Raw genomic sequence first — 11,272 nt, forward strand, 5'->3', positions numbered from 1 at the left:
CTGCCACTTTCCCCGCCCGAGACTGCCTTTTTGGCAGGCTCAGGGGCCGTTCTCTGCTCATCTACCCATGAGACTGCCATTTTCGCAGGCTCAGCTCATCTTTTGCTCAGTTCTGCCACTTATCTCAAAAAAAATCAAGAACCCATAGGCTCTTGATCTAATCTTCCGCTATTTTTGATTACTTGGCAATCGCATCGGTCGCCTTGATATTTCGTAGAATGCTCACTTCCACTCGGCGGTTTTTGGCTCTGCCTTCTGTTGTATCATTTGTTGTAATCGGCCGGTATTCGCCATACCCAACTGACGAATAGGAGGCTGGATCAATTTTTCCGTTATTGAGCAAAATTTTCATGAAGTTAACGGCACGTTTGGAGCTTAAATCCCAGTTTGTTTCGAAGTCCGCACGGTGGATTGGAATATTATCCGTATGGCCTGCTACTTCAACTTGGTAGCCTGGGTAGCTGGCCAGCAAATTAGACATCGAAAGCGCCAAATTTTGAGAATCCTGTTTGATCGTAGCCGAGCCAGAGTCAAATAATGCGCGATCACTAATGGTAATCGTCAGCTTCTCACTATCCAGCTTCGTTGTTAACTGTTCGCTCATGCTGTTATCCTTGATGAAAGCATCCATGCTTTTCTTAAGCTCTTCAAGATCCTTTTCTTCTTTTTGCAGCTTTGCGGCGAGTTGACTGTCCGTTTTGCTCTCTACTTTAGATGGCGGGCTCTGATCCTTATTATTAGTCTTAGCTGAATTTGCCGGATCATCAATCGGAATCAAATTTGACATCGAGAAAGGGGCTTCGCCGCCGGTGAAGGCAGTATTTAGAGACCTCATAATAGAATCATATTTCTTGGAATCCAACTCGCTGGAGGCAAATAAAATGATAAAAAGGGCTAGAAGCAAAGTAAGCAAGTCCGCATAGGGAATGAGCCAGGATTCATCAACATGTTCTTCATGGTCCTCATGCTTCTTCTTTTTACTCACTGTGGAGTGGCCCCCTTCGATTCCTCATCGTACGCTGCACGATCACTGTTGGCTACGAAGATCATCATTTTTTGCTTCACGGAATTCGCAGATACCCCCGATTGGATGGAGAGCAATCCTTCAACAACCATTAATTTTATTTCTACTTCTTTTTTGGATTTCTGTTTTAATTTGTTCGCAAAAGGGTGAAACACAACATATCCGAGGAAAATCCCGAACATCGTCGCAACGAACGCCGCAGAAATCAGATGTCCAAGCTTTTCTACTTGACTCAAGTTACCAAGGGCAGCGATAAGCCCTACTACGGCGCCAAGAACGCCAAGGGTTGGTGCATATGTACCAGCTTGTGTAAAAATGCCTGCATATTTTTTATGTCTAGTTTCCATTTCAGCGATATCTTCCAGCAAAACGTCGCGCACGAAATCGGCATCATTACCGTCAATAATCAGGCGCATGCCACTTTTCATAAAAGGATCTGAAAGCTCTTCCGCTTGTTTTTCCAAGGAAAGCAATCCTTCACGGCGTGTAATGGATACCCATTCAATGAAGGTTTCAATCAACTCTTTTTTGGGCATTAATTTTTGTTCCGTAAAAATAATTTTTAAAAGTGCTGGTATTTTCTTCATTTCTTCGAGCGAGAACGCGATAAACAAAGCGGAGGCTGTGCCCCCAAAAATGATTAATGCCGCTGCCGGATTCAACAAGGCCGCCAAGCTGGCGCCTTTCAATACCATACCCACACCGATGGATATAAAAGCTAAAACAATTCCAATAACTGATGATTTCTCCATATGTATGACACCTCTCCTATGGTCATTTTCTTTTTAATTTTCATCTTGAACTGACGTTTTTCCTAAAGTCCGCAACAAGCTAACTAATGCCTCTTGCTCTTCCCCCAGCTTTGCAAAAAAAATGTTTTCGGCCTCCATGACAATGTCGATCGCTTGAGCAACCAATTGTTCTCCATCCGGCGTTAAGGATATCGCTTTTGCTCGCGTATCTGTCGGATGTGCCTTACGCATCAGGTAGCCTTTCTTTTCCAAATGACGAAGCACTTGTGAGGCCATCATTGGATCCGTATGCGCATAGCTGGCGATCTGCACCTGCGTGATATCTTCGACGGGGGATTGGGCATTTAACCATTGTGTGGCTACCAGCAGAATAAACTGGACATGCGTTAAATCCAAGTCATGCAGAGCAGAACGAAGATGCTTTTGCCATTGATTCGTAACCTGCCACAGATGAAATCCCGGGCTGTCATAAGGCTTTCCCTGTTCCGACATTTTACTAGTCCTCCATGAATTCGACGATAAGTTGTATATGTACATATAATAAGTTTATTTACTATAAATTACAATCACTTTTTGTCGAAAAGATAGGACTATAGTCATGAAGATTTGATGAAGAAAGCAACCTTTTGACGAATGCTGGCATCCTTCTCTTACCTATTTTATACTTAGAGATGAGCAATTCCTGCTTAATCCGCTCTCAGCTTGACAGAAGATTTGATTTAACTGAATAAGAGTATGATGCGGGTTCCTTTTTGTCAAAGATAGGGAAGCGTGCAGAGGGTTGCAGCAGTGATACATAAGGAGTGGATGATGTGGAAAAAAGACTTTTCGGCTCAACCGGACAACAGTTTCCAATTCTGAGCTTTGGCGCTCAGCGCATCGTAGACGAACATAATTGCACCGAGGAAGAGGCCATTCAAATTGTGAATCGGGCGATTGACGAGGGGATCACTTATTTCGATACAGCTCCAAGCTATTCGAATGGCCAATCAGAAGAACGGCTCGGCAAAGCATTAGCGCTCCAGAACCGCAGGCACGAAGTCTGGATTGCCACCAAAACACACGATCGAACGCGCGACGGCTCTTTGAAGCTACTCGAAGCAAGCTTGAAGCGTCTGCAAACCGATCATGTCGATGAATGGCGATTGCATAATATTATGACAATGGAAGAGCTGGACCAATGTTTCGCCAAAGGCGGTGCATTGGAGGCTCTTCTTGAAGCAAAGGAGCAAGGACTAATCAAGCATATCTCGATTAGCGGACATACGAACCCGCGTGTTCAGCTCGAAGCCATTGAACGCTACGCCTTCGATAGCGCACTAGTCGCGCTCTCTGCCGCTGATCATCTCGTCTACAGCTTCGCCCACGAATTTCTGCCGAAGGCCATCGAAAAAGGCGTAGCGATTATCGGCATGAAGGTGATGGCGCTTGGCAAGCTGGCTCCGTGGTACGCCAAAGCGTTGCAATACACGTTCTCTTTGCCGGTTTCAACGGCTATTGTTGGGATGGAATCCATGGCGCAGCTCGAGCAAAATTTGGCTATAGCGAAAAGCTTCAAACCGATGACCGATTTGGAGCAGCTAGCTTTTCTAAAAGAAATCATGCATTTGGCTAATCCCGATGTGCTCCGCTGGAAATCGAACGATTGGGTATCCGGTGAGTGGTACATTCGGGAGTAAAGAAAGAAGCCAGCAGGTCAATGCCCTTAACTCGCGGCGCTGACTTGCTGGCTTTTTATTTCGTATTATAACTTCACTTATTCTTCAAATATATGCGTCAACAAGGCTCCAAGCTCCTGCAGAGCTTGCTCCTCTTGCTCCCCATCCACTTCCAGCGTCACTTCGTCATTCTGTTGAATACCAAGTGTCAGCATGCTTAGCGAGCTTTTGCCGTTGACCTTCTTCTCGCCTTTCATCACACTTACCTTGCAGGCAAACGTGCCTACCTTCTGAACGAATACTTTGGTCGGACGGGCATGAAAGCCTGATGGATTCAGTACCGTAAAAGTTTGGGATATCATGTTAAATCGCTCCTTGTCTTCTGCTCTACGAATTGTTTGATTTGGGTTTGGCTGCTCATCGCCAGAATCTGCTGCGTGTAGCCTGCCCATTCTTGTTGTGAGGTTTCTTTAATTAAAGCTCTTGCTGGTAAAATCGAGCCGGCACTCATGCTGAATTCATGGAGCCCCATGCCGAGCAGAATCGGAATCGCGACTTCGTCCCCGGCCATTTCTCCGCACATGCCCACCCATTTGCCTTCCTTGTTCGCTGCTTGAATGACCATTTGGATTAACCGCAGGATGGATGGATGACAAGGTTGATATAAGTAAGAAACCGTTTCATTCATTCGATCCGCAGCCATCGTATATTGAATCAAATCATTCGTTCCAATGCTGAAGAAATCAGCCTCTTTGGCCAAGAAATCTGCGGCTAACGCGGCTGCCGGCACTTCAATCATAATCCCTACCTCAATGTTATCGGCTACTTGGATGCCTTCTTGAACAAGCTTCTCTTTCTCTTCCTGCAGCAATTGTTTGGCGGCGAGGAGTTCATCCATCACAGCAATCATAGGGAACATGATTTTCAATTGCCCATAGCTGCTTGCTCTAAGAAGAGCCCTTAGCTGTGTACGGAATAAATCTTTTTGACTCAAACACAGCCTTACCGCACGTAAGCCGAGAAACGGGTTGCTTTCTGTCGGAAGCTTCATATAAGGCAATTCTTTATCTCCGCCGATATCCAAGGTGCGAATAACGACCGGCTTATGGTCCATTCGCTCCAATACATGCTTATAGACCTGAAATTGTTCCTCTTCGCTAGGCAGAGCGCTACGCCCCATATAGAGGAATTCAGTTCGGAATAAACCGATCCCTTCCGCTCCATTGGCAAGCACCTTCTGCAAATCTTCCACACTGCCGATGTTGGCAGCCAGCTCGACACGATGCCCGTCTGATGAGTGAGTCGGCTCACCCAGCAGCTTGCGCAGGGCAACTCTTCGCTCGTCATAGGCTGCTTTGCGAGCTTGATACGCCTCAATCTCTTGCTCAGTTGGCGCGATAAGCACAGCACCTTCTACGGCATCCAAAATAATCATCGTGCCCGTCACGATTTCAGCTGCGCCTTCGCCCGCACCAACAACCGCAGGCACCTCCAATGAGCGAGCCATGATGGCGGAATGCGTCGTACGGCTGCCAACCTCCGTAACAAAACCAAGCACATAATCAAGGTTTAATTGCGCTGTATCGGAAGGCGTCAAATCTTCGGCAATCACAATGCACGGTTCATTAATAGCAGCGATCGCGGCATACGATACGCCACGAAGCTTGCTCATAATACGTCCAGTAACGTCACGAACATCAGCCGCACGCTCCCGCAGCAGCTCATTATCCATCGTACTGAGCACTTCTATGAAGCTGCTCGCAACTTCATGCAGCTTATATTCAGCGTTCATGCTTTCAGCTTCAATACTCTCAATAATGGCATCTATATAATCAGGATCTTCCAGAAGCATCAAATGAGCCTCGAAAATTTCCGCTTTTGCCGCACCCATTCGTTGTTCCGTCAGCTCTTTTATTTCTTCTAAGTCCAGTTTGGCTTCTTCCACTGCTTGCCGAAAACGAACTATCTCTAGATCCTTATCGACCACCTGCTCAGCCACAGGCTCGTAATGGTCATTATGCAATCGAAAAGCTTTTGCCAGCGCAATGCCGGGGGAAGCAGCAATGCCGGTTAGCCGTTTGGTCATCATTTTAGCCATGAGGGAACTCCCCTTTCTTTAAGAAATTGCCGTTTGTTTGAATTGTTCGTAGTGGGTCAGAATCAGCTGGTGAATCGGGTGTTCTTCGCCAATCGTCGTATATTTGGTAATCGCTTGAGTAATGCCAATATCTCGCAAATCAGCTTGAATTTCAACAGCCTCGGGATCTCCCTGATCTTCAAATAAAAAGGCAGCAGCCATCGCCATAGCTAAATAAGTTGGGCTCATCCCAAGTTCATAAGCTTGCAAAGCTGGCCGGACCAACCGATCATTGACAGATAATTTACGAATCGGCGATCTTCCTACACGGGCGACTTCATCAATCAAATAAGGATTTTTAAATCGCTGTAAAATTTTATCGATATAAATCTCATGCTGTGCCAGATCAAAACCATGTTTTTGGATCAGCAAGGAGCCGGTCTCCTGCATGACATGCCGAACTAAGGAGGCAATCGGTGAATGGGCCATCGCTTCTTGAATCGTGGCGTAGCCTTGCAGATATCCAAGATACGCCGCGCTGCAGTGTCCTGTATTTACAGTAAACAGCTTGCGCTCAATGTAGGGCTCCAGATGTTTGACATAATGGATGCCCGCAATGCGAGGGAAGCCTTCCATCATCTGAGACTCATCTACAACCCATTCGTAGAACGGCTCCACCGTTACTTCAAGCGGATCTTCATTATGCTGTAAGGGAACGATTCGATCCACAGCAGCATCGGGAAAAGCAACCGCAGCATCTGCTTTCGTACATAACTCTTCGCTAAGCAAAGCGTACACGTGCTCTTTGAGCTGCGTGCTTCCGCCAATCGCATTCTCACATGCGATAATGTGCAGCGGCGCCGCTCCCCGTTCGATCCGCAGCTCGATCCCTTTGGCAATTCCGCCTGCAATATGCTTCAGGATATTAACGCCAACCGCTGTTGTGACCAGATCCGCTTGTGCAACAGCTTCAGCCACCTCATCTATGTGCTTGCCATTAATGGCTGCAACACCTGAAACAGTAAAGGTCTCTTGCTCTTCATTCGCCAAACGCACCGTATAGGATTTTCTTTCCTGCAGCAGCTCAACCAAGGTATCATTCACATCCGAGAAAATCACTTCATACCCGGCCTGGGACAACAGTAAGCCAATGAATCCTCTTCCAATGTTTCCAGCCCCGAAATGCAAAGCCTTCATGATTCCATACCGCTTTCGAAGATTTTCACCATTTCCTCTGGCGTTGAGGCTTTCATAATCTGTTCAATATTCTCATCTTCCGAACAAATCATCGCGACATTCGTCAAAATGTCCAGGTGATCATTACCCGCGGCAGCAATCCCAATCACTAGGTTGGCAGTCTCCCCATCACCGAAGTCTACTCCATCAGGAATTTGAACAATGGACAGTCCAGTTGATGTAATCAATGACTTGGAATCCTGCGTACCGTGCGGAATAGCCAAACCATTGCCCATGAAAGTAGACAATGTTTGCTCTCTTTCGATCATTTTATCGATGTAAGCTGCTGAGGCATGACCGGCGTCTACTAACAATTGCCCCGCCATTCGAATGGCCTCGAATTTGTCTTTGGGCTTCGCGTTCAGCTTTACTTTATTGGGTGATAAGATACTCATGATAGATCTCTCCTCATATCCGATTTATTTTTTAGTGTCTAGAAAAGCAGCAAGCTCTTGGGATAAAAAGTGTTTGATCTCGGACTGACTGCCCGATTTCAACAGCTCGATCATGTCTGGGATCAGCAGGAAGGAGCTTATTTCGCTCAGCACCTCCAAGCTTTCTCTGGAAAGCTCCTTGGGACCCAGCATAAGCAGCAAGTGTCTCACATCGGATTTCGTTCCTCGCTCCAGCGGTAAATCAGCAGCTAATCGAAACAAGGTGAAAGAGGGCTTTTTGACCAGCTCGCTTCGAATATGAAAAAGCGCAAGCCCCGTATCGGGAATCACTTGACTGCTGAGCTGTTCCCTCGCAAGCAAAAGTTCAACAATCGGCTCAACTTCAGCAATCACATCGGACGCTCTGACATAGGCGCATATGGCCAGCAGAGTCCCTTTTAAATCCTCATAGCTTTGCTCGATGTGATAAACCATAAACTGATCAATCATACTTACAATTTCATTAATGTACAGCTGGATGCGGTATAAACTATTTCTTGCACTTGCCTCGGGCAGTGTTGGAATCGGCTCACCCGACTCTTTTTGCAGCGTTACATTTTGAATAAAGAGCCTTAGCCGCTCAGCCTCATCCTTCGTCAACAGCGGACTCAGCTTCATATATTGATCGGACTGGAGCGGCAAATCTACGGTCGATATAATCAAATCGTAGTCCTTCTCAGGAATACGCGCAGCTTCGAACCAGGATGCATGGCCGATAATATCAATCTGCGGGAGCTCCTTCGTCAGGCGTACAGCCAGCATTTTGGAGGTTCCTATCCCACTCGTGCAGACCAGAATCGCTCTGACATTACGCTTGAACTGCTTCTGTCTCTCGATGGAAGCACCGAAATGCATAACCAGAAACCCGATTTCTTCATCCGGAATGGCAATCTGCGTGATAGACGCATTAACAGCTTGCCGTATTGCATTGTAAAGAGCTTCATAATCTTTTTTAATTTGTGTCAAAAGCGGATTGCGAATCGTCGCTCCTGCCAGAAGCCGCTTAATCGCGGACTCCAAATGGCTCAGCAGCCCTTCTCGCAACGAACGATCATCGCTGAAAGGCACATCAAGACTGCTTTCCATTGCGCGGATCAGCTTCCATACCATTTGCATATAGCTTAACTCATCCATAGGAAGCAGCTGATTGGGATGTGGCACGGATTTGGATTCCAGCAGCTCCGCAATATAGGACATTTCAGCAGTAGATAATGCAATGGGGATCACTTTGGTCAGCTGATCAATGGTATGGGTAAGCAGCTTGCTTGGGCGATATGAATGATGTTCTGGGTGCTGCTCGATTGGTCTGCCCATCTGAATTCTGGCAATCGTGATCGAAAGCTGAATGAGCAAATGGGTATATTCCTCTTCCGATATGTCACTCAAGCCTTCATCTTCGGCCAGCCAAAGAGCTTCTTCCACTTTCGTGAAATTTACTTTGCCGATAAGCTTCAATAGCCTTTGCGCCACCGGCGAGTGAAGACTCTCGCTTTTTCCAAACAGATCGGATTCGTCCAGCCCATTCATGGCGAGGCGTGCAATCATCTTGCGTTTATCAGCCTCTGAGCCAGTTAATTCAACGCCATAGCCTCTTTTGCGCACAAGGCTCAGATTCAATTTCTTGATCCAGCTTTCCAGCTCATCCAGATCGTGGGTGATAGTTGGAACCGTTACGGCCAAGTCATGCGACAGTGTAAAGAGCTTAACGGGCTCATCTTCCTGAAGCAGCGTGCAGAGCAGCAGCATCCTGCGATCTTCGGCAGAATACTCTACCGTCATCCTGCCGTATAGCAGGCTTCTAAAAGCCTCAAGCTGCTCAGGCGCGGCTTGGAGTTGAATGCCTTTGCCAGATTTCTTTTGCAATCCTAAGCCGTAAGCAGCCAAAATCGTCTCCAGCTCAGACAATTCTCGATGAACTGTCCTAGTGCTTACATTGATCTCGGCTGCGATTTCCCCTGCTGTAATATCATCCACTTGGTTCAATAACAGCTCAAGGATTTGACGATGCCTGTTGGAGAGGCTCATGATTATTCTCCTCACGAACAAAATGGAGATAACGCCGGCAAAATGCCAGCGTTAGATAGGTATATTTAGCTCAATCGTTTCACAAGCGCATCATATTCCGGGCTTTTCATGAAATTCTCAATGGAAATATGCTCGGCTTGCGGAGCTTTATTGCGTGCTCGATCCGTTAAGGATTTGTGCGTAATCACAATATCTGCATCGGCAGGAATCTCACTGATCGCCGTATTGATGACCGTGACGTCAACGGCTGCTTCCTTCATTTTTTTTCTCAAAATGGAAGCTCCCATCGCACTTGATCCCATACCTGCATCACAGGAGAAAACGATTTTTTGAACATTGGCTGCTGGTTCCGATGCAGGAACAGCAACCTTCTCTGCTGCCGCAGCCGCTGGGGCTTGCTTCATTTCTTTCATTCTTGCTGTAGCTTGTTCCAAATCTTCGCTTTCCGTCTGCTTCGTTGTTTTCAGCAACAACGCACCAACCGCGAAAGAGACGATCGTAGAGGTAATCACGCCGCTGAAAATCGGCAGCATACCGCCTTTTGGCGCCATAGCTATATAAGCAAAAATACTTCCCGGCGACGGCGGAGCAACCAGACCCGCATTGAAAAGAGAAAACGTGAACGTACCTGTCACGCCGCCTGCAATTACAGCGAGAATGAGGCGAGGATTCATCAAAATATAAGGGAAATAGATTTCATGGATACCGCCAAAAAAGTGAATAATAGCAGATCCTGGAGCGGAAAGCTTAGCAGCGCCGCGGCCCACCATCCAGTACGCAAGCAGAATGCCAAGTCCAGGTCCTGGGTTAGACTCAAGCATGAACAAGATTGACTTGCCTGTTTTGGAAGCTTGATCGAGCGCAATCGGACTCAGTACGCCGTGATTAATCGCGTTGTTTAAGAACAGCACCTTGCCCGGTTCGATTAGCACGTTTGCCAGCGGAAGCAAACCAGCATTAACTAGCGCCTGAACTCCAGAAGCAAGACCCTTGCTCACGATCTGAACCGCAGGGCCCACAACCGTGTAGGCCAGAACAGCTAGAATCCCCCCAATGATACCTGACGAGAAATTGTTAACGAGCATTTCGAAGCCTGATTTAACTTTACCCTCAATCGACCTATCGAACTGCTTGAGCACCCACGCGGCGAACGGCCCGACGATCATGGCTCCCATAAACATCGGAATGTCAGTTCCGATGACCACACCCATCGTCGTTACGGCACCGATGACACCGCCGCGCGTACCGTGAATCATCGTCCCACCCGTATATCCAATCAAGAGCGGAAGCAGATAAGTTATCATTGGACCTACGAGCTTAGCCAAATATTCATTTGGAATCCAGCCTGTCGGAATAAATAAAGCCGTAATCAGTCCCCAAGCGATAAATGCGCCGATATTCGGCATCACCATGCCGCTCAAAAAACGACCGAAATTCTGTACTTTCACCCGGAATCCACCGGAGGATGCTTGCTTTTGTGCAGCAATCGCACTCATTAGGATAACCTCCCTTTGTATGTTTCATGTCCTTATCGTAATGCAAAAGCGCTTACATGTTCAATCAAATCAAAATCCCTTTTCGTCATCAATGATGTTGACAACATTTTAACCTAGTTCGTGATTACGCATTCATTGCTGGCGAAATAAACGGTTTGAGGGCTTGGTTTGGGGGAGAGCTTGTCTGAGACTGGTGAAAATAGACCGTCGCACAATTCTAGAGATTTGCCTTGTAAGCGAATACACCACCCTATAGGCTGAACCGGCGTTAGCGATTGCATAACCCTATGGCTGAACCAGCGTTAGCGAACGCATACCCCTATAGCTGAACCAGCGGCTCACCTATTTCGAAATGCCTGCAATAGTGCAGGCTTTTTCGATCAAATCGGGTGAAAACAAGAGAAAGCCTGCGATTATGCAGGCTTTCTCTCCTTTTCCATCTTGGAATCCAATAGCTTTGCATTGAAGCTTACATGTGCGAACTAGGCCCCATCCCTATCTCGAAGCAAATAGATCCAGAACCTAAAAGAGGTTGAATTGGATACTTTGCCTTGACTTCGATTATTAAAC

The 11,272-nt window shown here is 46.9% G+C and carries 10 protein-coding genes; 1 reads left to right on the plus strand and 9 read right to left on the minus strand.

Annotated features, from left to right (window positions below; genetic code table 11):
* Positions 1 to 178: 178 nt before the first annotated feature.
* The 3 genes from motB to HQN90_RS37735 are packed head-to-tail and all read right to left on the minus strand — an operon-like array spanning position 179 to position 2,268.
* Positions 179 to 985: a flagellar motor protein MotB gene (motB, locus tag HQN90_RS37725; RefSeq protein WP_173227955.1), complete on the minus strand. Its 807-nt coding sequence runs from the start codon at positions 983 to 985 to the stop codon at positions 179 to 181.
* On the minus strand, positions 982 to 1,776 hold the full coding sequence (gene motA, locus HQN90_RS37730; protein ID WP_079414907.1) for a flagellar motor stator protein MotA: 795 nt from the start codon (positions 1,774 to 1,776) through the stop codon (positions 982 to 984). The genes motB and motA overlap by 4 nt, the downstream gene beginning before the upstream one ends.
* Positions 1,777 to 1,809: 33 nt before the next feature.
* Positions 1,810 to 2,268 carry a MarR family winged helix-turn-helix transcriptional regulator gene (locus HQN90_RS37735; RefSeq protein WP_173227956.1) on the minus strand — a complete coding sequence of 153 codons (459 nt, stop codon included), beginning with the start codon at positions 2,266 to 2,268 and terminating at the stop codon, positions 1,810 to 1,812.
* A gap of 320 nt (positions 2,269 to 2,588) precedes the next feature.
* On the opposite strand from HQN90_RS37735, the gene HQN90_RS37740 reads away from it, so the two are divergent.
* Complete coding sequence (locus HQN90_RS37740; RefSeq protein WP_173227957.1) at positions 2,589 to 3,455, plus strand: aldo/keto reductase; 867 nt, start codon at positions 2,589 to 2,591, stop codon at positions 3,453 to 3,455.
* A gap of 77 nt (positions 3,456 to 3,532) precedes the next feature.
* Here HQN90_RS37740 and HQN90_RS37745 read toward each other — a convergent pair whose 3' ends face one another.
* From HQN90_RS37745 to HQN90_RS37770, 6 genes are all read right to left on the minus strand, one after another.
* Positions 3,533 to 3,796 (minus strand): HPr family phosphocarrier protein, encoded by a 264-nt coding sequence (locus HQN90_RS37745; RefSeq protein WP_173227958.1) that lies wholly within the window; start codon positions 3,794 to 3,796, stop codon positions 3,533 to 3,535.
* Positions 3,793 to 5,520, minus strand: a complete 1,728-nt coding sequence (gene ptsP, locus HQN90_RS37750) for a phosphoenolpyruvate--protein phosphotransferase (protein WP_173227963.1) — start codon at positions 5,518 to 5,520, stop codon at positions 3,793 to 3,795. Before ptsP ends, HQN90_RS37745 begins: the two co-directional genes overlap by 4 nt.
* A gap of 30 nt (positions 5,521 to 5,550) precedes the next feature.
* Positions 5,551 to 6,708 (minus strand): mannitol-1-phosphate 5-dehydrogenase, encoded by a 1,158-nt coding sequence (locus HQN90_RS37755; protein ID WP_173227959.1) that lies wholly within the window; start codon positions 6,706 to 6,708, stop codon positions 5,551 to 5,553.
* Complete coding sequence (locus tag HQN90_RS37760; protein WP_173227960.1) at positions 6,705 to 7,142, minus strand: PTS mannitol transporter subunit IIA; 438 nt, start codon at positions 7,140 to 7,142, stop codon at positions 6,705 to 6,707. Before HQN90_RS37760 ends, HQN90_RS37755 begins: the two co-directional genes overlap by 4 nt.
* A gap of 24 nt (positions 7,143 to 7,166) precedes the next feature.
* The gene (locus HQN90_RS37765) at positions 7,167 to 9,206 is read right to left on the minus strand and encodes a BglG family transcription antiterminator (protein WP_173227961.1); all 2,040 of its coding nucleotides are present in this window, start codon (positions 9,204 to 9,206) and stop codon (positions 7,167 to 7,169) included.
* 65 nt (positions 9,207 to 9,271) lie between these two features.
* Positions 9,272 to 10,702 (minus strand): PTS mannitol transporter subunit IIBC, encoded by a 1,431-nt coding sequence (locus HQN90_RS37770; RefSeq protein ID WP_173227962.1) that lies wholly within the window; start codon positions 10,700 to 10,702, stop codon positions 9,272 to 9,274.
* Between the last annotated feature and the right edge of the window lie 570 nt (positions 10,703 to 11,272).

Origin of the sequence: Paenibacillus alba, from assembly GCF_013204855.1 — a bacterium.
In the GTDB taxonomy this organism is placed as follows: domain Bacteria; phylum Bacillota; class Bacilli; order Paenibacillales; family NBRC-103111; genus Paenibacillus_E; species Paenibacillus_E alba.